The organism is Erwinia rhapontici (assembly GCF_012271765.1).
In the GTDB taxonomy this organism is placed as follows: domain Bacteria; phylum Pseudomonadota; class Gammaproteobacteria; order Enterobacterales; family Enterobacteriaceae; genus Erwinia; species Erwinia rhapontici.
This window is the reverse complement of sequence record NZ_VRKO01000016.1, coordinates 931,089-954,005: the sequence shown is the minus strand read 5'-3', so window position 1 is coordinate 954,005 and position 22,917 is coordinate 931,089. Positions and strand designations below refer to the sequence as shown.

19 protein-coding genes are annotated in these 22,917 nt (G+C 56.9%); 7 read left to right on the top strand and 12 right to left on the bottom strand.

The features are described from left to right. Positions 1-11 precede the first annotated feature (11 nt). The 4 genes from FVB43_RS21460 to FVB43_RS21445 form a co-directional block, all read right to left on the bottom strand. Positions 12-3,074, bottom strand: a complete 3,063-nt coding sequence (locus FVB43_RS21460; RefSeq protein ID WP_167864732.1) for an efflux RND transporter permease subunit — start codon at positions 3,072-3,074, stop codon at positions 12-14. Beyond that, positions 3,071-4,213 carry an efflux RND transporter periplasmic adaptor subunit gene (locus tag FVB43_RS21455; RefSeq protein ID WP_167864731.1) on the bottom strand — a complete coding sequence of 381 codons (1,143 nt, stop codon included), beginning with the start codon at positions 4,211-4,213 and terminating at the stop codon, positions 3,071-3,073. The genes FVB43_RS21460 and FVB43_RS21455 overlap by 4 nt, the downstream gene beginning before the upstream one ends. Positions 4,214-4,296: 83 nt before the next feature. Further along, positions 4,297-5,493, bottom strand: a complete 1,197-nt coding sequence (locus FVB43_RS21450; protein WP_167864730.1) for an ATP-binding protein — start codon at positions 5,491-5,493, stop codon at positions 4,297-4,299. Further along, positions 5,490-6,185, bottom strand: a complete 696-nt coding sequence (locus tag FVB43_RS21445; protein ID WP_133845926.1) for a response regulator — start codon at positions 6,183-6,185, stop codon at positions 5,490-5,492. Before FVB43_RS21445 ends, FVB43_RS21450 begins: the two co-directional genes overlap by 4 nt. 121 nt (positions 6,186-6,306) lie before the next feature. On the opposite strand from FVB43_RS21445, the gene FVB43_RS21440 reads away from it, so the two are divergent. Continuing rightward, the gene (locus FVB43_RS21440; RefSeq protein ID WP_167864729.1) at positions 6,307-7,089 is read left to right on the top strand and encodes a MipA/OmpV family protein; all 783 of its coding nucleotides are present in this window, start codon (positions 6,307-6,309) and stop codon (positions 7,087-7,089) included. A 174-nt stretch (positions 7,090-7,263) separates the two neighbouring features. Here FVB43_RS21440 and FVB43_RS21435 read toward each other — a convergent pair whose 3' ends face one another. The 4 genes from FVB43_RS21435 to FVB43_RS21420 all read right to left on the bottom strand — a co-directional run bounded on the left by FVB43_RS21435 (position 7,264) and on the right by FVB43_RS21420 (position 11,541). Next, complete coding sequence (locus FVB43_RS21435; protein ID WP_167864728.1) at positions 7,264-8,358, bottom strand: DUF1176 domain-containing protein; 1,095 nt, start codon at positions 8,356-8,358, stop codon at positions 7,264-7,266. A 142-nt stretch (positions 8,359-8,500) separates the two neighbouring features. Continuing rightward, complete coding sequence (gene nudK, locus FVB43_RS21430; RefSeq protein ID WP_159336142.1) at positions 8,501-9,082, bottom strand: GDP-mannose pyrophosphatase NudK; 582 nt, start codon at positions 9,080-9,082, stop codon at positions 8,501-8,503. Positions 9,083-9,465: 383 nt separating this feature from the next. Next, positions 9,466-10,914 (bottom strand): L-asparagine permease, encoded by a 1,449-nt coding sequence (gene ansP / locus FVB43_RS21425; protein WP_133845922.1) that lies wholly within the window; start codon positions 10,912-10,914, stop codon positions 9,466-9,468. A gap of 351 nt (positions 10,915-11,265) precedes the next feature. After that, a complete protein-coding gene (locus FVB43_RS21420; RefSeq protein WP_133845967.1) occupies positions 11,266-11,541 on the bottom strand; it encodes a YdgH/BhsA/McbA-like domain containing protein in 276 nt (91 codons plus the stop codon). 251 nt (positions 11,542-11,792) lie between these two features. Between FVB43_RS21420 and narQ the strand changes: the two genes are divergently transcribed. The 3 genes from narQ (at position 11,793) to acrD (ending at position 17,439) form a co-directional block, all read left to right on the top strand. Continuing rightward, entirely contained in the window at positions 11,793-13,478 is a 1,686-nt protein-coding gene (narQ, locus tag FVB43_RS21415) for a nitrate/nitrite two-component system sensor histidine kinase NarQ (protein ID WP_167864727.1), read from the top strand. A 2-nt stretch (positions 13,479-13,480) separates the two neighbouring features. Continuing rightward, positions 13,481-14,122, top strand: coding sequence for a response regulator (locus FVB43_RS21410; protein ID WP_167864726.1), 642 nt, complete (start codon positions 13,481-13,483; stop codon positions 14,120-14,122). 203 nt (positions 14,123-14,325) lie between these two features. Beyond that, entirely contained in the window at positions 14,326-17,439 is a 3,114-nt protein-coding gene (acrD, locus tag FVB43_RS21405; protein ID WP_167864725.1) for a multidrug efflux RND transporter permease AcrD, read from the top strand. A 103-nt stretch (positions 17,440-17,542) separates the two neighbouring features. Here the strand turns inward: acrD and ypfM are convergent, their stop codons facing one another. After that, entirely contained in the window at positions 17,543-17,602 is a 60-nt protein-coding gene (gene ypfM / locus FVB43_RS21400; RefSeq protein WP_133845966.1) for a protein YpfM, read from the bottom strand. Positions 17,603-17,886: 284 nt separating this feature from the next. Continuing rightward, complete coding sequence (locus tag FVB43_RS21395) at positions 17,887-18,081, bottom strand: hypothetical protein (protein WP_133845918.1); 195 nt, start codon at positions 18,079-18,081, stop codon at positions 17,887-17,889. A gap of 255 nt (positions 18,082-18,336) precedes the next feature. Here FVB43_RS21395 and FVB43_RS21390 point away from each other — a divergent pair, with 255 nt between their 5' ends. The 3 genes from FVB43_RS21390 to FVB43_RS21380 are packed head-to-tail and all read left to right on the top strand — an operon-like array spanning position 18,337 to position 20,049. Beyond that, positions 18,337-18,720, top strand: a complete 384-nt coding sequence (locus tag FVB43_RS21390; protein ID WP_133845917.1) for an ArsC family reductase — start codon at positions 18,337-18,339, stop codon at positions 18,718-18,720. Positions 18,721-18,722: 2 nt separating this feature from the next. Next, a complete protein-coding gene (gene dapE / locus FVB43_RS21385; protein ID WP_167864724.1) occupies positions 18,723-19,850 on the top strand; it encodes a succinyl-diaminopimelate desuccinylase in 1,128 nt (375 codons plus the stop codon). A 10-nt stretch (positions 19,851-19,860) separates the two neighbouring features. Beyond that, positions 19,861-20,049 carry a YpfN family protein gene (locus FVB43_RS21380; RefSeq protein WP_062744795.1) on the top strand — a complete coding sequence of 63 codons (189 nt, stop codon included), beginning with the start codon at positions 19,861-19,863 and terminating at the stop codon, positions 20,047-20,049. Between the two features lie 98 nt (positions 20,050-20,147). Here the strand turns inward: FVB43_RS21380 and ypfH are convergent, their stop codons facing one another. Both ypfH and FVB43_RS21370 read right to left on the bottom strand, forming a co-directional pair. Beyond that, the gene (gene ypfH, locus FVB43_RS21375) at positions 20,148-20,834 is read right to left on the bottom strand and encodes an esterase (protein WP_167864723.1); all 687 of its coding nucleotides are present in this window, start codon (positions 20,832-20,834) and stop codon (positions 20,148-20,150) included. An 82-nt stretch (positions 20,835-20,916) separates the two neighbouring features. Then, positions 20,917-22,914: a tRNA(Met) cytidine acetyltransferase TmcA gene (locus FVB43_RS21370; protein WP_167864722.1), complete on the bottom strand. Its 1,998-nt coding sequence runs from the start codon at positions 22,912-22,914 to the stop codon at positions 20,917-20,919. Between the last annotated feature and the right edge of the window lie 3 nt (positions 22,915-22,917).

Genomic DNA, 22,917 nt, shown 5'->3' with positions numbered 1-22,917 from the left:
GGCGGTTTTTTTTATGCTTTCGGCACCACATCGTCTTTGATCACCAGGCTGAGACAGGCAGGCAGTACCGTCAGTGTCACCAGCGTTGCTACCAGCAACCCGCCAATGATGGCATAGGCCATCGGCCCCCAGAATACCTGTTCGGCTATCGGGATCATCCCGAGAATTGCCGCACAGGCGGTCAGCATGATCGGGCGAGATCGATGCTGCGCGGCAGCGATAATCGCCGGCTGTTTTTCCATCCCCCGCCCAAGATTACTGTCCACCTCACCGATCAGAATCACCGCATTACGGATAATCATCCCGGCCAGCGCAATCATGCCGAGCAGTGCCACAAAGCCCATCGGCGTGCCGGTCGGTAACATCGCCAGCACAATACCAATCAGCCCAAAGGGTGCCATCAGCAGCGCCAACAGCATTCGCGAGAAACGCTGTAGCTGAATCATCAGCAGGATCAGCATCACAAACAACGTCACCGGCAAGACGGCAAACACCGAGGTGTTCCCCTTATCCGATTCAGCCACCGATCCGCCTTCGTCAATCCGGTAATCAGGGGGTAACGACGCTCGCAGTTGCGTGACCGAGGCCGCCAACTGTTGCGATACCCCCTCCGCACGCAGGCCCGGTGCCAGGTCAGTCTGCACGGTGATGAACGGCATACGCTGATGGCGCCAGATCACCGGATCCTGGATGCCCCAGCGAAGCGTTGCCACCTGACTTAAGGGCACCTTCATACCGCCGCTGGTGGTCAGTTGCAGGGAGGAGAGCGTTGTCAGGTCCTGACGTTCCCGGTCATTGGCCCGCAGCATCACATCCACCTGCCGGTTACCGTCGCGGACGGTCGTCACCACGCTGCCTGACCAGAGGGTATTCAGTGCCGTGGCAACGCTTTCCGAGGAGACACCCGCCGCCCGTGCCGCCGTCTGATTGATAATCAGAGTAATGACGCACTCCGGCTCCCCGGCGGTCAGATTCACTTCACGGGTGAGCGTACTGTCGCCAAGGATCGCCGCCAGCTGCCGGGCAATGGACTGAACCTGATGGTAGTCCGGCCCGCTGACGCGGTACTTTATCGGCCAGCCGACTGGCGGCCCCAGTTCGAGCGGCGACACGCGCGTAGCGATATCACTGAAACCCTCCGACAGAATCTTCTCTAACTGCTGTTGCAGCGCTTCACGATCCTCAAGGCTCTTCGCCACCACCACCAGCTGGGCGGTGTTTTCATTATCGAGTAATACATCCATCGGCAGATAAAAACGGATCGCCCCGGTGCCGATATAGCTGGACAGGCGATCGATGTGAGGATTGCCGCGCAGCGCACGCTCAAGCCGCTCGGTCTGGCGTTCGGTTTCTTTCTGTGAGGCGTTGCCGGGTAATGTCAGGCTCACCAGCAGCTCAGGACGGTCGGACGCCGGAAAAAACTCTCCCTGCATAAAGGTTGTTCCCCAGGCAGCCAGCACCAGTAACGTCAGCGCGGCGGTCACGGTTTTCAGCCGGTGCCCCAGCGCCAGCGTCAGTAAGCGGTGATACCCGCGCGCCAGCCGACCCGGCCCGGCCTGATGTGGTTTAAGCGTGGCGGGCAGTAGCCAGGTGCCGATCAGCGGAGAAAACAGGATAGCCACGACCCAGGAGGAGAGCAGCGCGATCGTCACCACAACGAACAGAGAAAAACAGTATTCTCCCGCGCTGGAGGCGGCAAACCCGACCGGGATAAAACCGGCAATCATCACCAGCGTACCCGTCAACATCGGGAAGGCGGTGGTTTGAAACGCGTAGCTGGCGGCCTTCCAGCGGCTGTCTCCCGCTTCCAGCCGCGACACCATGCTTTCCACGGTGATCATCGCATCATCCACCAGCAGGCCGAGCGCGATAATCAGCGCCCCCAGTGAAATGCGCTGTAACCCGATCCCCGCCAGCATCATGCCCACAAAGGTCATCGCCAGCACCAGCGGGATCGCGGCGGCCACCACCAGGCCGGCACGCATACCGAGCGAGAGAAAAGAAACCGCCATCACGATAACCACGGCTTCCGTCAGCACCCGGGTAAATCCACTGACGGCCTGCTGTACCACGGCGCTCTGGTCAGCCACCCTGACCATCTCAATCCCGTGCGGCAGCCCGGCCTGAATCGCCGCCATACGCTGGTTCACCGCCTCACCAAAACGAATCATGTTGCCGGTAGCCGCCATGGATATCGCCAGACCAATGGCAGGTTGTCCATTGACCCGAAAGGCAGCAGCGGGCGGCTCTGCCACCTGTCGGGTGACGGTGGCCATCGCGCTAAGGGGAATATAACGATCGCCGATATGCAGCACGACAGCCTGCAGACTCTGCGCAGACCCCAGTGCTCCCGTCACGCTCAGCGCGATATTCTCCCTGTCGCTGCGTATTTCCCCGGCGGGTACCACGGCATTCTGCGCGCGGATGGCCTCGGTGACCTGCTGAAGGTCAATCCCCAGCCCCGCCATTTTACGCGGCGAGAAGGCAATCACCATTTGCTCTTCCTGAACACCCGTCAGCGTGATTTTGCCGATATCCGGCAGCGACATCAGGTTACGACGAATGTCTTCAACCCAGTCGCGCAGTTCGCGCAGGGAAAAGCCTTCCGCGGTGAAACCGTAAATCGTGCCAAACGTGTCATCAAACTCGTCGTTTACCTGGGGCGTCTGCACGCCCTGGGGAAGTGAAGGTGTAATATCCTGCACTTTTTTGCGCACCTGATACCAGATCTCAGGCACTGATGCAGGGGGCGTATCATCGCGCAGGTTAACAAAAATCACGGACTGCCCGGCACGGGTTTCACTCTCGACATAATCGAGATAAGGAATTTCCTGAAGTTTCTTCTCCAGCGTATCCGTAACCAGATTGACCGTATCTCTCACATCCGCACCCGGCCAGGACGCCGATACCACGGCGGTTTTGATGGTAAACGCCGGGTCTTCATTGCGCGGCAGTTGTTCATAGCTGAAGATACCGGCCGCCATTACCAGCAGCATGAAAAAGACGATCAGCGGCTGATGCTGTAAGGCCCAGGTGGAGAGATTGAAACGCGATGTCGGAATGTGCGGGATCATTGGCCCTCCTCCAGCAGCGTCACTTTTTCACCGTCACGCAGTTTACTGACGCCTGCCGTCACGACCCGTTCTCCCGGCATGATGCCCGCCGTTACCGCAATGCTGTTCACGTCAGAGTTCCCCAGGGTGACCGGACGTAGCAGCACGCGGAGGTGGGTACTGTCCACCACGAAAACGGCGGGCTTATCCCCCAGCCGGGTCAATGCTGACGCTGGCAGTGCGATGCTGCGTTGCCCCTGCTGCTGCCACGCTGCCTGCACACTGGCCCCCAGCGCCATGCTTTCCGGTGGATTCACCAGCGTCACGCGCACGCGCCAGGTACGCGTTTGCGGGTCGGCCTGTGGGCTGACATCACGCAGATGTCCCAGGGTTGTCACAGCGGGATCGGCAAGCAGTGAGATCTGTACAGGCAGTGCGCTGTTTGGCGTCAGCGCATGCGGATCGCTGACGTCAAAGATCGCATCGCGATCATTGCCCGCAGCGAGGGTGAACACCGCTTGTCCGGCACTGACGACCTGCCCCGGCTGGGCGCTGACCGCGGTGATAATGCCGTCCGAGGGCGCCGTCAGGCGCGTCCAGCTCAGGCTGTCCTGGGCATTTTTAAGTGCCGCTTCGCTGCTCTGTCGTTTGGATAAAGCCGCCTGCCAGTCGGAACGCGCCGTATCCAGCTGAACCCGGGCGATGGCTCCGGTTCGCGTCAGCGTGGTCATCCGCTGCACATTCAGTGCCGCCACCCGCTCCGCCGCCTGCGCACTGGCGAGATCGGCGCGCGCACTGCCCAGCTGATTCAGGCCAGTGCTGTTATCCTGCATCGCCAGCAGCTGTCCTGCCTTCACCTTGTCCCCCACATCCACGGCACGTGACAGCATGCGTCCATCCAGGCGAAACGCCAGGGTCGTTTCATCGTGAGCCCTGATCTCCCCGGTCTGCGACTGCACGCTGCCGGAAAGCGACGCCGGTGCCACCACATAGCGCACCGGACGTGCCAGAGGCGCAACGGTTTTCTCCTTGTCGCCACAGGCAACAAGGAGAAACACGACGGGCAGTGCCATGAGCCACAGCCAGAAGAGGGATAACCGCCCCGGGAGGTTGAGATGATGCAGTATCTGACGGGCGTAATCGGTGAAGGTATCGGTCATAGCACTATTCCTGAACGGTAATCGCCTTATTCAATCGCGCGACTGTCCAGATTTGCTGCACGTATTATCAAGAAATCGTCAATTCAGGCGATTTTTATTCCCACCTCCGGCGTGGCAAAGGGCAAATGCAGGCTGATCATCAGCCCGCCTTCCGCTGGTAATGAGGCCACCAGCTGCCCGCCACAGGCTTCACAAATTGCCCGGCCTATCGACAGACCCAGCCCACTGCCGCCTGAGTGTCGTGCCCGCGACGAGTCAGCCCGGGCAAATCGTTCGAACATCAGCGGCAGAAATTCCGCCTCCACGCCCGGCCCGCGATCGCGGAAGGTGATCAAATAGCCCTTTGGCTGGCGCTGAACATCGATATCCAGCACCTTGCCTTCGCCTGCGTAGCGCAGGGCATTTTCCATCAGAATGGTAAAGACCTGCCCCAGACGAAACGGATCTCCGCGAAAAGGCGCAGGTGCGGCCGCTCTGACAGGCATATTCATCCCAGCCGCTTCCGCCTGCGGTTTCATCCATATCACGCGCTCGCGCAGCAGTTCGGTTAAATCAAAGGTACTGAGGGTGAACGACAGTTGTCCGGCATCGGCAAGCGATAACAAATGCAGCTCATCCGTCAGACGGTTCAGGTGCTGAAGCTGTTTCATCACCATGTTCAGCTGGCCCGGGTCCGGCTCAAATACGCCGTCTATCATGCCCTGAAGGCGCCCTATCGCAGCCGTCAGCGGCGAACGCAGCTCGTGCGCCATCGCGACATGGGAGGTGCGCAGCTCACGATCGTAACGTTCAAGCTGCTGAGACATAAGATTAAAATCGTGGGTAAACTGCGCGAGTTCCGCGGGGGCGTTTTCCACCGTCCCTGCCCGCGTACCAAACTCACCGCGTGCCACCGATCGTGCGGCCGCTGCCAGGCGACTGAACTGTTCGGACAGCGGCCGCGCGGCGCGCAGCCCGAAGATAATAATGACCGGCAGCGCAATCACAATTAAGGTCGCCAGCGTCAGCCAGTCGGATGAGGCGATGTCGGGCATCGAATAACCGATGCCCCAGCCGGCATCGATCAGTTGGTGAAACCGGGCAATATCCCGTTCCGGATGTTTCAACAGGACGGTCAGCTCCGCGCGTTGAGAGGCCGTCATATGGTTGAGCACCCAGTATTTCTGGATAACAAAACGCAGCCACATGCAGAAGGCGATTAAGACAACGGATCCCATCGCCAGCGCCAGGATCCTCGTGCAAATCCAGCGCCACAGGCTCTGTTTTTTTTGCTGGCTCATGGCTGTCTGAACCGGTAACCCACGCCGCGCACGTTATGCAGGACATCCGCAATACCCGCATTTTCCAGCTTTTTACGCAGGTTATACATATGCGTATCGACCACGCGCTCCAGCGCTTCGCTCTCGGGAAGACAGCGTTCCAGCAGCAGCTGACGAGAAAAAGGATAGGTCTGGGACTGCATCAGTGTGGTGAGCAATGAGAGTTCGGTCGGGGTGAGTTCCAGCCCCGTCACCTTACCCGCCCCGTCTCTGACAACGGCGGTGAGCGATTCAACATCAACCTCCAGCCCCTGCCAGCGCAGGATCTCTTTGCGCGGAGTAAGGTTTGATGTACGGCGCAGCACCGCCTGAACGCGCGCCACGACCTCACCCGGGTTATACGGTTTTACCACGTAGTCATCGGCCCCATAGCGCAGTGCGCCAATTTTATCCGGCGTATCCCCCATCGCGGAGACCATGATCACCGGAATATCCCCTTTACGGCGCACGGCGGCCAGCACCTCTGTGCCATTCATGCCTGGCAGCATGATATCAAGCAGGATCAGGTCCGGCTTCCAGCTCTGCGACAAATCCAGCCCGGTGACTCCGTCGCTGGCGATAGCGACATGGTAATTCTCCCGGCGTAAATAGGCTTCCAGCACGTTAGCCGCATCCGCATCATCCTCAATAATCAGTACGCGTTTCATCTGCATGACATCACCTTGACTGTTTCTTCATAAAACCCTGGCAGTAAATTGACACTGCCTGTTCATCATTCGGTATCAGATGTGCGGCCACTTATGAGCCGTGATGATTCGGTGCTGAGGAGCGACGATGATAACCAGAAAATTTACCCTGTGCATTAGCTGTCTTGCCGTCATGAACATCAGTCTTATCGCCCGCGCCGCCGAGCCGGACCCGAAAAGCCTGACTCTGGGTATCGGGGCAACCAGTGCGCCGCGTTACAGCGGTTCCGACCAGCGCCAGTGGCAGTTTGTGCCGGTGATTCAGGCCCGCGATGGCGCGGTGTTTTTCGACTCGCAAAAAGGGTTGGGATACGACCTGCAGACCGACTCGGGGCTGTATCTGGAGCATACGCTGGGCTACAGCCTGGGGCGTTCGGATAAAAATGCCACATGGCGCGACGGGTCTGACAAACTCAAAGGGATGGGAAATATTGACGCCGCGCTGAATACGGCGCTGGCCGTCGGCTGGACGATTGCGCCGTGGCTCTCCGTGGAAGGCAAAGCAACGCTGCCGTTGAGCGACAGTCAGGGCGTGCAGTATCAGACATCCGTGACGCTGATCCCGCTGCAAAATGAAAGCGATACCCTCGCCTTTCAGTCCGCCGCGCTGTTTGGCGACAGTCGCTATATGAATACGTTTTACGGCGTCAATGCGCAGCAGAGTTCACGCAGCGGTTACCGCCACTACGCTGCACCCGGCGGGCTGTATGGCGTACAAAACAGTCTGACATGGGGACACCAGTTTACCCCGCAGTGGGGCACCACGCTGGTGGCGGGCTATACCTGGCTCAGTGACCACGGCGCCGACAGCCCGATTGTGTTCCGTCGAAATGAAGCCACCGCGACGGCTGCTATCACTTACACGTTTTAGTGACGATGAAGGGAACGAAACGCCGCCCCTCACGGTTTGAAAATTTTCTGACCGATTACGATATCCGCTTTGTGGCGTGTATTGTGGGGGGCATTGTTGTCGTTCATCTCATCGTTTATTACTTGATAGCATATGGTGCCAGGTAATGGCCGCACAGGGAGTTCGTTTGTGTCATCACTCCTGCTGCATCTCCACCGAGGCGTTCTGCTGTGGCGGAACGCTTTGACTCTCATACAGCATCGGCCACTGGTCGCTGCTGTGCCAGGCATCACAGGTACTTTCCTGCGCATATTCTGCCAGCACAAACTGGCGGCCATTATACTGCCAGCGCGTGGCCACACCGCAGTCGCCCAGGCCACGATCTTTACTGAAGGTCAGCAGCTCACCGCGTGCTGCATCAAAATCGGCATTCACCAGCTCCAGCTGATTATCCGTGCGCTCCGGCGGAGAAAACGGCAGCGTCAGGGTAATGCTTTTCGACACATAAGGCTGACTGCGCGAGACTTCAAACGCCAGGTCAATAATGTTGTAAGCCCCCATTTCACAACTGACCAGCAGCAGTGCCTTCTCATCACTGAGCGGTGAAACGCTGACTTCGCGCCGCAGTGGGTTGAGCGAGCAGCTGTCGTTGTTAATCCGCCAGGTCGCAAAATCAATCAACCCGGTGGACTCTTCCTGCGTTAACGCCTGAGGTGCATGCGGCGGTGCGCTGACCTGCGGCAATACCGGGGCAGGAGGGACGTTGTTGGCCGCACGGTCACCGCGCTGGATCCAGGCACTGGTGCTGTTAATACGTCCCTGCACTTCATCCATCAGTAATAACGCGGCTTTCAGGCCATGCAGAGAAATAATCGCATCCGCGCGGTAGAGCAGTTGAATGGCATCTGCATCCATCACCTGGGCGAGGAATTCATCAATTGAGATGCTGTGGGTGGTGCGCAGATGGTGCGGCTCAACCTCCCAGTGTTTGAGGTCGAGCTTTAACCGCTGCCCGTCCAGTAACAGGTTATCCTGCAATGCGCCGCCGGGCAGCTTGCCGCTGAAACGGTTGCCGTAATCCATGCGCAACTGTGCCGGGGCATCGCTGCCCGCATCCCGCTGTAGCGTCATTGCCAGGCCATTGTTTCCCGGAATACTGCGCACTTCGCAGCTGTTGAGGTTATTGCAGGTGATCTGCCAGTCAGAAAAGGTCTTCTGTAACGGCTGCGCCTGCACAGAAGCCGCACAAGAGAGCGAGAGTAGCCATAACCATTTCGTCCAGTAAGACATTGATCGATGAGGTCCCTGTTAGGTCATCCAGCAAAAAAACACCATCACGGACAATCCGTGTACAGCATTCATCATGCGCAGATCCTGCCAGTGTCTCAATCGGATTTATCGGACAGTCACCGTTGTCGGAGAGCGTGCAGATTCAAATAAGATGCAGCCAGCCCACCAGCAGCGCATGCTGCAACAGGGTAACGGTTTTCCCGTCTTTAATGCGGCCATCTTTCACCATGGCCCAGGCCTCTGGAAAGGTGACTTCCAGCACATCAATATCTTCGTCATCAATCCCGCCACCCGCGTTTTCACGCCGGGCATCGCTGTACTCAGCGGCAAAGAAATGCACCATCTCGGTGACGCCGCCCGGTGACATATACAACTCGAACAGCTTTTCCACGTCACCCACGACATAACCGGTTTCTTCAATCGCTTCGCGACGAATGCAGTCTTCTGGTGAATCATCGTCCAGCAATCCCGCACAGGTCTCAATCAGCATCCCGCTGGGATTGCCATTCACCCAGGTGGCAATACGAAACTGACGCGTCAGCACCACGCTGTTTTTATCGCGGTTATACAACAGGATGGTCGCGCCATTACCGCGATCGTAAACTTCGCGTTTGTGACGCAGGGTGGTGCCATCTTTGGCGGTGAGATCGTAGGTAAAATTACGCAGAACGAACCAGTTCTCGGACAGAACTTTATTCTTGATGACGTCGATCTTGGCTGACATACAGGCCCCGTGGTGATGCTTAAGGAGCCTGCTATCTTAGATCGCAATAACCTGGAAAACTATCTGAAACGGGTCAGGCATGCCTGACCCCTACGTGCGTTGAGATTGTGGGGCCGTGGCATGCCTGACCCCTAAGTGCGTTGAGATTGTGGGGCCGTGGCATGCCTGACCCCTACGTGCGTTGAGATGTGGGGCCGTGGTATGCCTGACCCCTACGTGCGTTGAGATTGTGGGGCCGTGGTATGCCTGACCCCTACGTGCGTTGAGATTGTGGGGCCGTGGTATGCCTGACCCCTACGTGCGTTGAGATTGTGGGGCCGTGGTATACCTGACCCCGACGTGCGTTGAGATTGTAGGGGCGTGGCATGCCGCGCCCGTTAAGATTAGTGGTTTTGTTCTTCCTGAGCCAGAGCATGAACACGCTTACGCGCGCCAAACCAGCCAAGGACCAACACCACGGCAATCAGTGGGATCGCAGCGATAGTGTAAGTGCCGTTCGGGTAGTCGAACGCCATCAGCACCAGCACGCTGAACAGGAACAACAGCGTTAACCAGGAGGTAAATGGCGCCCACGGCAGCTTGAAGCTGACATCTTCAGCCTTGCCTTCTTTGATCGCTTTGCGCAGACGCATCTGACACACCACGATAAAGGCCCAGGAAGAGAGGATACCCAGCGCGGCCACGTTCAGCACGATTTCAAAGACGCGTGAAGGGACCACGTAGTTGAGGTAAACACCAATGATGTAAACACCGATGGTCACCAGAATACCCATATAAGGCACCTGCTGGCCGCTCATTTTAGACATGAACTTCGGTGCAGATCCGCCCATCGACATTGAGCGCAAGATACGCCCTGTTGAATAGAGACCCGAGTTCAGACTGGACAGTGCCGCACTCAGCACCACGATATTCATGATGCTGCCCACGTAAGGCACACCCAGCTTAGAGAAGAAGGTAACAAACGGGCTCTGCCCTGCCTGGTAGGCATTCCACGGCAGCAACAGTACCAGCAGCACCACGGAACCGACGTAGAACAAACCAATACGCCAGATCACGCTGTTGATCGCTTTTGGCAGCATGGTTTTCGGGTCTTTACATTCCCCGGCCGCCGTTCCCACCAGTTCAATGGAGGCGAAAGCAAAGACCACGCCCTGTACTAATACCAGTGCCGGCATCAGACCATTCGGGAAGAAGCCGCCGTTATCGCTGATCAGGTGGAAACCGGTCGCGTTACCATCCAGCGGCTTACCGCTGCCGAGGAACACCACACCGACGACCAGGAAGATCACAATCGCCAGCACTTTAATCAATGCAAACCAGAACTCCATCTCGGCAAACCACTTCACGCCGATCATGTTCATAGTACCCACAATGGCTAACGCACCGAGGGCAAACACCCACTGTGGCACATCACCAAATGCGCCCCAGTAGTGCATATACAGTGCAACGGCGGTGATATCGACAATACCGGTCATTGCCCAGTTGACGAAATACATCCAGCCCGCAACATAAGAGGCTTTTTCACCGAGGAATTCACGGGAGTAAGAAACGAAACTGCCGCTTGATGGGCGGTGTAATACCAGTTCCCCCAGCGCGCGCAGAATGAAGAAAGAGAATATACCACAGACCAGATAGACGATGGCCAGTGCAGGCCCGGCGGCTTGCAGACGGGAACCGGCGCCCAGGAACAGCCCGGTACCAATCGCACCACCGATGGCAATCATCTGAACGTGGCGATTGTCCATCGCTTTATGGTAGCCAGAATCATGAGAGTTTAACCAACGTCGTTTTGCTGCGCGTTTTTCAGCGCCAGATTTCTTTTCAGCGTTCATTTTCTATCCTGTTGTCCTGTCCACAATGTGATGCGGCACCCTGTCCCGGGCATCCTGTATTCTTATAGGCCAACCAAACGATTGCGTAGCATGATGCATCGCTGGTCGATCCGCCTGTCTGCTGTAGTTTTATTCATGACACAAGCAGGAAAATCGCGGCGATGCATCCTAACCGTTCTGATTAATTGACGCAAAAAATCCACGCTGGAAATCGTGAGCTTTTGTAATTTTTGTCGGATGGCGCATAAAAAAACCGACCACAATTTGCGGTCGGTCAGTGAAAACACTAAGAACTACACAGGGACATACAGGGGACTACACAGGGATTACTGGGCTGGGGTAAAACGGGTCTTAACGATAAATCTCGGCGTTACCGCTCCACTGGCTGGAATCGCCGGGAGTATTAACACCAATCACGCGATAACTGCTGGCACCCATCGCATCGGCTTTTTTCGCTAACTGGTGAGTGGCATCATCCAGCGAGCCTCTGACGCCTGAAATGGAAACGGTGCCAATGCTTTGTAAGTTGGTCGCCTGGCTTTCATCGACCTGCGTGGCCGCCAGGGTTGAAAATGAGGTCGCAGCGAGCAAGGTCGCCACAATCAAAGCGGGGAAAGACTTGTTCATCATGATGCTCCTCAATGCGTTAATTAATCATGTAGTGACGGGATTGATTATTACCGATTCAATGAAAAGCAGAGTGAGCATTCAGTAAAGGCATTAAAACATTGTTGACGTAGAGCGTTTACGCGCCAAGAAACGTAAAGGAGTATGTCAAAACCCCGGGGATGTAACCGCCCATGACACGCCCGGCGTAGCCCTTCTGTAAACGATGGCATAACGTTATAATCACCCTTATTAAATTAAGGATAATTACTTTGCCCCTCACACGCTCACTGACCTCCAGCCTCGCCCGCGCCCTGTTTGCGATAGTCGTGCTCTCCGTTATCTCAAGCGGCCTGGCGCTATTAATGCTGTCCGGCAGCCTGCGCGATGCGGAAGCGGTCAATCTGGCGGGGTCGCTGCGTATGCAGGTCTGGCGACTGAACTGGGACGTCACCGCCCACTCTCCGCTTTATGCGCAGCATATGGCTGACTATCAGCGCACCTTACACTCACCTGCCCTCACGGCGCTGGATCGTTTCTATGTGCCTGCCACCGTGCGTCAGCGCTATCGGGAACTGCTGATGGCGGCGCAACATCCCGCCTCTCAGATGGCCGGGAACCCGGGTCAGGTGATCCATCAGGTGGCGCAAATCGATCGGTTCGTGCTGGCGTTGCAGCACTGGGCGGAACGCAAAGTGCGCCTGGCTGCCCTGACCTGTCTGCTGGGATTTGTGGCGATTGCGCTGCTGGTGTATCTCATTCTGCGCCGTATACGGCAGAGCGTGGTTGGGCCGTTGCAGCAATTGGTCAGCGCCAGCGAGGCGATCGAACAGACCGATTTTCATCTGCCCCCGCTCAGTACCCACCTGCCCAATGAGCTTGGCGTACTGGCGCGGGCATTTACCCGTATGTCAGGCGAGCTGGAAAAGTCATGGCGGGCAATGTCATTGAACGTTGAGGAAAAAACCGCTGATTTAACACGCGCTAACCGCCGTCTCAGCCTGCTGTATGCCTGTTCGCAGCAGCTCAGCCATAGCGTGAAAGGGCAGGAGGCTTTTTTGCAGACGCTGCAGCTGGTGTCTGACCATGAAAAGCTCAGTTTCATTGCCTTGTCTACGCCCGAGTTTGGCTCACTGTCTGTCGGTCACATTCTGGCCGACAGACAGTGGCAAATGCTGCCGTTACGCCGGCCCCCGCAGCAGCCCATCTGCGGAGAACTGCGCTGGCAGGCCGATCAAAACGAGTCGCCGCTAATGAACAGTGTGGCTTCGTTGCTGGTCCATGCGCTGGAGCTGTGGCAGGCCCAGCAGCAGGTACAAAGCCTGCTGCTGCTGCAAGAGCGGGCGGCGATTGCCCGTGAACTGCATGACTCGCTGGCGCAATCCCTGACCTTTTTACGGATTCAACTGGTCAGGTTAAAGCGCGCACTCAACGCTGATGCAGCAAGCGAACGGGCTATCGTGGAAGAGTTTGAGCAGGCGCTATCCACGGCTAACCGTCAGCTACGTGAGTTGTTAACCACTTTCCGTCTGAGCATTGAGCCTGCCAGCCTGGCGCGGGCGCTGGAACAGGTGATCGCCCCGCTGCGCCCACAAAGCACGGCCGCCATCACACTGGTGTGCCAGTTGGATGTCCAGCTTCCGGCACAGCAACATATTCATGTTTTACAGATCGTACGTGAAGCCCTGCTCAATGCGGTACGTCATGCTCATGGGACGGAAATTTGTGTCAGCGGCGATAATCATCCCACAGAAGGAGTGACCCTCACCATCTGCGATAATGGCGTGGGTATGGCCACAATCGAAGAGCCGGAGGGGCATTACGGCCTGAATATTATGCATGAACGCGCTGCCCTGCTGAACGGCGAGTTAACGATTACGCGTGGTGCAAACGGGGGCACCTGCGTGTCATTGCATTTTACACCGCTCACCGAAAGCGGACCGGGAAAGGAATTATGATCATGGAAGAGCACAAAAAAATCAGTGTGATGATTGTCGACGATCACCCGTTGATGCGCCAGGGCATTCGCCAGCTACTGGCACTGGAACCCCATTTTGACATCGTGGCTGAAGCCAGCAACGGTGAAGACGCACTGATCAGCGCGCGGGAACTGCACCCGGCGTTAATCCTGTTAGACCTGAATATGAAGGGCTTATCCGGGCTGGAAACACTGCATGCACTGAGAGCCGAGAATATTCTTTCCCGCGTCGTCGTGCTGACCGTCTCTGACCATCGCCGCGACATTTCCGCCCTGCTGGAGGCGGGCGTCAATGGTTATCTCCTGAAAGACAGCGAACCGGAAACGTTACTGCATCACATTATTTTGGCCGCTAAAGGTGGCACCGCCTTCAGTGCACCTTTAGAGGCATTGCGTCACAACAATAACGGGAAGGCCGATCCGTTCATCAACCTGACAATCCGTGAACGGGATGTGATGAAAGCGGTGGCTTTGGGTCTTTCCAATAAAGAGGTGGCAGAGAAGCTGGAGATTTCAGATCAAACGGTCAAAGTGCATCTGCGCAACGTCACGCGCAAACTGAATGTACGCTCCAGGGTAGCGGCTACCGTGCTATGGCTGGCGTCGCATCACGCCAGTCTGTAACGAAAACGCGTCGTATCAGCACGATAATTTACATATTCTCCTCAATTTCTCCACGATTGTTCGCGCAACCGCGAGTAAAGTGATTCACTGCCGGAGCGCGTTGAATAATTAGAGAAATTTGCTCCGCACTGAACTCTCAAACGCCGCAGGGAACACAGGCATTCTTTTCTTCTTTTTTCAGACAACATGCTGCGGAGCTTGAGATGGCGAATTTCTTTATCGACCGCCCGATATTTGCCTGGGTACTGGCGATCCTTATGTGCCTGACGGGTGGGCTGGCGATTGTTTCCCTGCCGATTGAACAATATCCTGACCTGGCTCCCCCCAACGTCCGTATCACCGCGAACTATCCTGGTGCCTCTGCTGAAACACTTGAAAACACTGTGACCCAGGTGATTGAGCAGAACATGACGGGCATCGATAACCTGATGTACATGTCGTCGCAGAGCAGCAATACCGGCCAGGCAACCATCACGCTGACCTTCGAAGCCGGGACCAACCCTGACGAAGCACGCCAGCAGGTGCAAAATCAGCTTCAGACCGCGCTGCGTAAACTGCCGCAGGATGTCCAGTCTCAGGGGGTGACGGTCAATAAAACCGGCGACACCAATATTCTGATGGTGGCTTTCGTCTCCACCGACGGCAGCATGGATAAGCAGGATATTTCTGACTATGTAGCCAGTAATATTCAGGATCCTCTCAGCCGTATTGACGGTGTGGGCCAGGTGGATGCTTACGGTTCACAATATGCGATGCGCATCTGGCTCGATCCTGACAAGCTGATTAACTATGCCATGACCACGGGCGATGTCGTCAGCGCCATCGAATCGCAAAACAGTCAGGTCGCTGTGGGCCAGCTCGGTGGGCTACCCTCGGTTGACCGCCAGGCACTGAATGCCACCATTAACTCCCAGTCGCTGTTGCAGACACCGGAACAGTTCCGTGCGATCACGCTCAAAGTCAATCAGGATGGCTCAGTTGTCACGCTGGGTGACGTGGCACAGATTGAACTGGGCGCGGAGAAATATGACTACCTCAGCCGCTATAACGGCATGGCGGCGTCAGGGCTGGGGATTAAGCTGGCATCCGGTGCCAACGAACTGCAAACGGATACGCTGGTACGCGCCCGTCTTGACGAACTCTCACACTACTTCCCGCACGGACTCAAAGCCGAAATTGCCTATGAAACCACGCCGTTTGTAAAAGCCTCCATCGAGGATGTGGTGAAAACGCTGTTTGAAGCGGTGCTGCTGGTCTTCCTTGTCATGTACCTGTTCCTGCAAAATTTCCGTGCCACGCTGATCCCGACGATTGCCGTTCCGGTGGTACTGCTGGGCACCTTCGGCGTGCTTTACACCTTTGGCTACAGCATTAATACCCTGACGATGTTTGCGATGGTGCTGGCCATCGGCCTGCTGGTGGATGATGCCATCGTGGTGGTGGAAAACGTCGAACGAATAATGAGTGAAGAGGGGTTATCCCCGCGGGAAGCCACGCGTAAATCGATGGGGCAGATACAGGGAGCGCTGGTCGGTATTGCCCTGGTACTGTCGGCGGTATTTATTCCGATGGCGTTCTTTGGCGGCACCACCGGTGCGATCTATCGTCAATTCTCGGTGACCATTGTATCCGCCATGGTGCTGTCGGTGCTGGTGGCAATGATCCTCACCCCGGCCCTCTGCGCCACACTGCTTAAACCGCTGGCGAAGGGCCATCATCACGGGCGGCGCGGTTTCTTTGGCTGGTTTAACCGCATGTTCAACCGTAGCGCCGATCGCTACGAGCGTGGCGTGGGGAAAATTCTCGCCAAAGGCGGCCGCTGGCTGCTGCTCTATCTGGCGCTGATTGGCATTATGGCCTTCCTGTTTCTCCGCCTGCCGACGTCATTCCTGCCGCTGGAAGATCGCGGCATCTTCACCACTCAGGTCCAGCTGCCGCCAGGTTCCACCCTGCAACAGACCATGAAAGTGGTGGAGAAGGTGGAAAAATACTATCTGACAGAAGAGAAAGACAACGTGCTGTCGGTGTTTGCCACCGTCGGTGCCGGGCCGGGCGGTAACGGGCAAAACGTGGCGCGTATGTTTGTGCGACTGAAAGACTGGCAGGATCGTACCGACAGCCACAACACCGCCTTCGCCATTATCGAACGCGCCACCAAAGCCTTCGAAAAAATCAACGAGGCAAAAGTGATCGCCAGCAGCCCGCCAGCGATCACCGGCCTGGGTAACTCCGCCGGGTTTGATATGGAGTTGCAGGATCACGCAGGACTGGGCCATAACGCTCTGATGAACGCGCGTAATACGCTGCTGGAGATGACACAGAAAAACCCGCAGCTGACCCGGGTACGCCACAACGGTCTGGATGACAGCCCGCAGCTGCGTATTGATATTGACCAGCGTAAAGCCCAGGCGCTGGGCGTATCGCTTGATGATATTAATGCCACGCTGCAAACGGGCTGGGGCTCAACCTATGTGAATGACTTCCTCGACCGTGGGCGTGTGAAAAAGGTCTATGTTCAGGCCGATGCAAAATTCCGTATGCTGCCAGACGACATCAGTAAATGGTATGTGCGCAACAGCAGCGACCAGATGGTGCCCTTTACCGCATTTGCCCGCTCACACTGGGAGAGTGGATCCCCACGTCTGGAACGTTACAACGGTTATTCTGCGGTCGAGATTGTGGGTGAATCCGCCGCGGGCGTCAGTAACGGGGCTGCAATGGATGTGATGGAGAAGCTGGTCAGCCAACTGCCCACCGGGATTGGTTTGCAGTGGACCGGGGCATCGCTTCAGGAGCGAATGACCGGTGCTCAGGCACCTGCCCTGTACGCGCTGTCGTTACTGGTGGTATTCCTTTGTCTGGCCGCGTTATACGAGAGCTGGTCGATCCCGTTCTCGGTGATGCTGGTGGTGCCACTCGGTGTGATCGGAGCGCTGGTCGCTACCTGGTTGCGCGGGCTGGAAAACGATGTTTACTTCCAGGTCGGTTTACTGACGGTCATTGGCCTGTCTGCGAAGAATGCCATTCTGATTGTCGAGTTTGCCAATGAGATTAATACGCGCGGGCGCGACCTGGTCGAAGCCACACTGGAAGCCTCGCGCCAGCGTCTGCGGCCGATTCTGATGACCTCTCTGGCCTTTATCTTCGGTGTGTTGCCGATGGTGATCAGCAATGGTGCGGGTTCCAGCAGCCAGCATGCGGTGGGAACCGGGGTAATGGGCGGGATGATCTCGGCTACCGTGCTGGCGATATTCTTCGTCCCGCTGTTCTTTGTGCTGGTCCGTCGGCGTTTCCCGTTGAAAGATAAGCCTCAGTAACTAAAGCAAAAAGGCAGCCGGTGAAGGGCTGCCTTTTATAATTTTGGTAACTGAAGGTAAAGCATTTTGATGCAGTCGCCGTGCTTTTCTTTTCTCAAATTCATTACTTACGTAACATTGATTCGATAAAGTCTTTCCAGTTCCCCAGTTCTAAATCAATCATAATATCCTCTCTTATTTTGTAGGTTTATTTTAAGAGTATTCCTAAGCAAAAGAAAGACGGGGATCACAATTGCTGCTATCGGCGGAAACCCTTTAAAGGGCGCGTGATGAATTTGTGTGGCAACGCACAGTTCGCGGGTAATGATTTCGCAGGAAATTATTAGCAGTAGCACAGAATAGGCTTTTGCGCTGTTGACCCAAAAAATCCACTGCCGGAGGATGTCACCTGTCACGATCGTTGCCAGAAAGGTAAAACATCGACCCCTGGCGGGGCCGGATGCATCATTACTTGAGAATGATCACTTTGTCATAACCGCCGCTTTCGCTGTCGATATGCGTTTTGGCATCGGGATGTTCACGCATCACCGCGTCAACAACATGTGCAAACTCTTCACAGCGGGTTTTCTTTTTACGCTTCAGCACAATGGTCGACTGGGTTTCTTCCACCGTATGTGCGGCAGACTCTTTCATGTAGTTCATCGCTCCCCTCCTCTCGATCGCGGGCCTTCTGCCCTGGTAAACGGTGCTCATAGCAATAATGCTACGTTGAGCTCTCCCGAATATAGATGAATCCCACAAAAAACAGAAGGGTACAGAAGTCTGACTTTTACTGACTGCGCATCAAACGTTCTTCAGATGTCACCGTCTTTCCTCACCCTAAGGGCTGCCTGTTGGTGCCATCCGCTGTAGACTGTATGCCAGGCGCGTATTCACTGGCACAGGAACCCTTTTTTCATGACAGACAACACCGCAAAAAACACCTTAACGATGTACGGCATTAAAAACTGCGACACCATCAAAAAAGCCCGTAAATACCTGGAAAGCCAGGGCGTGGACTATCAGTTCCATGACTACCGCGCAGACGGGCTGGATGCCGCTTTGCTCCAGCGCTTTATCGATACGCTCGGCTGGCAGGCGCTGCTCAATACCCGGGGCACTACCTGGCGGAAACTGGAAGAGTCGGAGCGTAATGCGGTGGATAATCCAGCAACTGCGCTGAAGTTGATGCTGGCACAGCCTGCAATCATTAAACGCCCGTTGCTCTGTGCGCCAGACGGCTCTATGCTGCTGGGCTTTAGTGAAACCACCTATACGCCGTTTATCCAGGAGAAGTCATAATTATGCACTGTCCGGTCATTGAGCTGACGCAGCAGCTTATTCGTCGCCCTTCCCTCAGCCCTGACGATGCGGGTTGCCAGGCGATTCTGATTTCCCGTCTCCAGGCGCTGGGTTTCACTATCGAACCGATGAATATGGGCGACACGCTGAACTTCTGGGCATGGCGCGGCGAAGGCGAAACGCTGGCGTTTGCCGGCCACACTGACGTGGTGCCCACCGGCGATGCAAATCTGTGGATCAATCCCCCGTTTGAACCGACGATCCGCGACGGCATGCTATTTGGCCGTGGCGCGGCTGATATGAAAGGGTCGCTGGCCGCGATGACCGTTGCCGCTGAACGCTTTGTCACAGCACACCCGAATCATATAGGGCGTCTGGCTTTCCTGATCACTTCCGATGAAGAGGCCAGCGGGACTCATGGCACCGTTAAGGTGGTGGAAGCGCTGATGGCGCGCAACGAACGCATGGACTACTGCCTGGTAGGCGAACCCTCCAGCACCGAAGTGGTGGGCGATGTGGTCAAAAACGGTCGTCGCGGCTCGATTACCGCCAATCTGACTATCCACGGCGTTCAGGGCCATGTGGCCTATCCGCACCTGGCTGATAACCCGATACATCGGGCGATGCCTGCGCTGAACGAGCTGGTCGCTACCGAGTGGGATCGCGGTAATGAATTCTTCCCGCCGACCAGCATGCAGATTGCCAACGTCCAGGCCGGCACCGGGAGCAACAACGTCATTCCCGGCGACTGTTTTGTGCAGTTCAATTTCCGTTTCAGTACCGAGCTGACCGATGTACTGATTCAGCAGAAAGTGCAGGAGCTGCTCGACCGCCACCAGTTGCGTTACAGCATTGAGTGGACACTCTCCGGGCAACCTTTCCTGACATCACGCGGGAAACTGGTGGATGCGGTGGTCAACGCGGTTGAGCACTATAATGAGATCAAGCCGCAACTGTTAACCACTGGCGGCACCTCTGACGGACGCTTTATTGCCCGTATGGGCGCACAGGTTGTGGAACTCGGCCCGGTGAATGCCACCATTCATAAAATCAATGAGTGCGTCAAAGCCGCCGACCTGCAGCTCCTTAGCCGCATGTACCAGCGGATCATGGAACAGCTGATCGCATAAAGGTGAGATGATGGAATTTATAAAACATTACTGGTGGATCCTGGTGATCCTGCTGATGATTGGTATTCTGATGAACGTCTACAAAGACCTGAAGCGTATCGATCACAAAAAGTTTCTCGATAACAAACCCGAACTGCCTCCGCATCGTGATTTCAACGATAAGTGGGATGACGAAGACGACTGGCCGAAAAAGAAATAGCGCCATGAAACACAAAGGCCGATCGAAACAGATGATCGGCCTTTGTGCGTTCATTGCAGGGGCGGACTTTCTTTTCCGGTCCGCCCCGATCCCCCGCATCACATCAACGCCACAACATCCTCATCGCCCGGTTTACTGCCGCTAAACGCTTCATCAAAGTAGCGACGCGGCACGGTAAATTGCAGGCGTTCGAGCACACACTGCATCGCGTGGTCATCAATGGCATGGGGAAGGTCGGGGGCGATATCCAGAGTGACATCGCCCCCGAGCGCCGTTAACCGCTCCTCTGCGTCCAGCGCATGGGTCAATGGCAGCACAGTATCATTATCACCGTGGATCAAATGGATGGTGGTGCGTGTGCTTGCCTGATGCGGCAACGTGATATAGCGCCCGCTAAACGCCACCACCCGCCCTGCCAGCCCGCTCTGTGCCTTCACCGCTTCCAGCACCATCGTTGCCCCCTGGGAAAAGCCAATCAGCGCCGTTGCATCGGCTTTGACACCGCTTTGCTGCTGCCAGTGGCGAACGCTGGCGATAAACCCGTCCATCACCTCCGCCACCGCCTGCTGGGGTTCGGCCGCAGAGGGATCAAACCACTGGAATCCCCCTTCCGCATTCTGCTCCGGTCCGCCGATGCTCACCACCAACGCACGGGGAAATGCGCCGGTAAACCAGCGGCCAATTTCACTCATGGCGACCGGATTATCGCCCGCAGCGTGATACAGCAAAAACAGTTGGCTCGGGGGTAACGAGGGGTTATGGACGACAACATGGTCATATTTCATCAGGATCTCCTTAATGCGATAAGACGATCATACGCCCCTCAGCGATAATGAAAATGGCGTATTTTTGACGATGATGTTGGATTTATTGCAACGAGTTGATCCACTGCTCGCACTGTTGCGCCCGGGAGGCATCCAGCCCGATCAGTGCCTGCTGTACCTCCTGTCGCCACGCCACCAGCAATGCTTTACGTCCGCTCAGAGTGAATCGCGCGCAAATGTCGGCCGCTGACTGCCCCTCCAGCAGCGCAGCATGCAGAAGCGGCAGTGTACCGACATGCTGGCTGACCAGACGCCCCAGCGCAGCAAAACTGGCCTCAAAGGGCCGCTGTGCCCAGGCGAAACCGCACAACGCCTGCCAGTCATCTTCCGTCAGCATCAGATCCTTGTGGTCTGCCAGCGGCAGGTCCTGCCCATCGACCTGCTGACGCAGCCAGTAACCGTCCCGCGCCAGCTGCTGAACCAGACCAGCGGTCAGGCGCTGCCCCGCAGAACTAAGCGGCAGCACAGCCATCGCCGCATAACACCCGCTGCTGGCTTCACGCTGGCTACCGATGCGCACCAGCTTAAAACCACAGCGCTGCCAGAAACGCCACAGCGGTTCGGTAAAGCCAAAGCTGACCGAGAGATAGTCCAGCCCCTGGGTATGCTCAAGCGCATGGGCGATCAGCTGCTGTCCGATACCGCGTCCGCGCAGCAGCGGTGAGACGGCAATGCGGCTGATACGCCGTGAACGTAGCTGCGGCGCAACCAGTGACCCCCCGTGGGCCGCCAGCGACTGAGCAACAAGATTACCGCGCGGACGCCGTTTGCCTGCCCATACCGCCGCCGCCAGCTCCGCTGATAATCCGCCTTCATCGACCAGCCATAGCGCGCCCTGCACGTTCTCTGCCTGCGTGGCCACCAGAAAATGCATACCCGGTGCATCCATCATGCGGCGCAGGTCCAGCGGCGAAGTGCGATAGTGGGCGCTGGTCAGCAGTTGATAGATCGCCGTCATGCGGGCCGGCTGCCGCAACCAGTCATCCTGCTCCAGCGCGCTGTAGTGAATGGCTCCCTGCTGTGGCTCAGCGCTGCCATCCTCGAACAGCAGCATCCCGGCGACAATCTGCTCCAGAGGATCGTTAGCCGCCCAGCGCAGCGGCTCATCAAGCTGGTAGTGCGTCACCGCGGGCAGTGAGGCGCAGAACTTCAGCATAAAGCCACGCCCGGTGCCCTCGTAGCCCTGCACGGTGGTGGTCAGCAGCACCCGGGGGAATAATGTCACCAGCCGCTGCAACAGCGGTGCCGGAATGGCGGCAGCCTCGTCAATCAGCAACCAGTCAACGCCGGGTACACACTGTTCTGCTTCTGCCAGCAGCCGGTCTGGTGCCACAAACTGGAAGCGTTCTCCGGCAAACTGCGCCAGCACATCCGTCGACACCCGGCCAGGCGCGGTCACCCGACAACGTCCTGGCCAGTGAGCCGCCAGCATCCCCGCCAGTGCAGATTTTCCACGCCCGCGGGCAGCGGTCAGCGCATAAATCCCGGGGGTGGCATTGAGAAGCTCGGTGAGAATGTTCTGCTGCGCGCGATGATCCACCTGCCAGTCGGGCTGGATAGCAACAGGGGAAAGCGTTTGGGGAAAAGGCTGACGCCACAGCACAACGCGCGGGTCGGCCAGTATCGACTGTTGAACATGATGCACAAAGTGCGTGCTGGCACAGGGCGTGTCTCCCTCACTCCAGCGCAGTGAGTCGACATCCGGGCACTGCGCCCAGCCGTCCCATTCGGGGACCAGCAGCAGCAGCCAGCTGCCGGCACGCAGGGTACCCGCCAGCGCGGCAAAAGCCTCAGCATGAAAGCCGTCACGGGCATCAAACACGGCATGGTGGAACTCCCGCCCCAGCAGCGTGCGGATGGCCTGTGGCTCACAGAAAAGCCCGGTGCCCTCGGGTTTCCCCGCCCACAACCAGTCGCCGGGCAATTGTGCCATCACATCAGCGGCCTGCTGTGTGCACCACGCAGGCTCACCGCTGATCACCAGCAGACGGCGCCAGCCCTGTCGTTCAATCTGAGCCGTTGCCGTTATCAGATCATGCACCCG

Excerpts from the sequence above, each read along its gene's own strand:
- FVB43_RS21460 (WP_167864732.1), bottom strand. The coding sequence starts at position 3,074 with ATGATCCCGCACATTCCGACATCGCGTTTCAATCTCTCCACCTGGGCC.
- FVB43_RS21455 (WP_167864731.1), bottom strand. The coding sequence starts at position 4,213 with ATGACCGATACCTTCACCGATTACGCCCGTCAGATACTGCATCATCTC.
- FVB43_RS21450 (WP_167864730.1), bottom strand. The coding sequence starts at position 5,493 with ATGAGCCAGCAAAAAAAACAGAGCCTGTGGCGCTGGATTTGCACGAGG.
- FVB43_RS21445 (WP_133845926.1), bottom strand. The coding sequence starts at position 6,185 with ATGCAGATGAAACGCGTACTGATTATTGAGGATGATGCGGATGCGGCT.
- FVB43_RS21440 (WP_167864729.1), top strand. The coding sequence starts at position 6,307 with ATGATAACCAGAAAATTTACCCTGTGCATTAGCTGTCTTGCCGTCATG.
- FVB43_RS21435 (WP_167864728.1), bottom strand. The coding sequence starts at position 8,358 with ATGTCTTACTGGACGAAATGGTTATGGCTACTCTCGCTCTCTTGTGCG.
- nudK (WP_159336142.1), bottom strand. The coding sequence starts at position 9,082 with ATGTCAGCCAAGATCGACGTCATCAAGAATAAAGTTCTGTCCGAGAAC.
- ansP (WP_133845922.1), bottom strand. The coding sequence starts at position 10,914 with ATGAACGCTGAAAAGAAATCTGGCGCTGAAAAACGCGCAGCAAAACGA.
- FVB43_RS21420 (WP_133845967.1), bottom strand. The coding sequence starts at position 11,541 with ATGAACAAGTCTTTCCCCGCTTTGATTGTGGCGACCTTGCTCGCTGCG.
- FVB43_RS21410 (WP_167864726.1), top strand. The coding sequence starts at position 13,481 with ATGGAAGAGCACAAAAAAATCAGTGTGATGATTGTCGACGATCACCCG.
- acrD (WP_167864725.1), top strand. The coding sequence starts at position 14,326 with ATGGCGAATTTCTTTATCGACCGCCCGATATTTGCCTGGGTACTGGCG.
- FVB43_RS21395 (WP_133845918.1), bottom strand. The coding sequence starts at position 18,081 with ATGAACTACATGAAAGAGTCTGCCGCACATACGGTGGAAGAAACCCAG.
- FVB43_RS21390 (WP_133845917.1), top strand. The coding sequence starts at position 18,337 with ATGACAGACAACACCGCAAAAAACACCTTAACGATGTACGGCATTAAA.
- dapE (WP_167864724.1), top strand. The coding sequence starts at position 18,723 with ATGCACTGTCCGGTCATTGAGCTGACGCAGCAGCTTATTCGTCGCCCT.
- FVB43_RS21380 (WP_062744795.1), top strand. The coding sequence starts at position 19,861 with ATGGAATTTATAAAACATTACTGGTGGATCCTGGTGATCCTGCTGATG.
- ypfH (WP_167864723.1), bottom strand. The coding sequence starts at position 20,834 with ATGAAATATGACCATGTTGTCGTCCATAACCCCTCGTTACCCCCGAGC.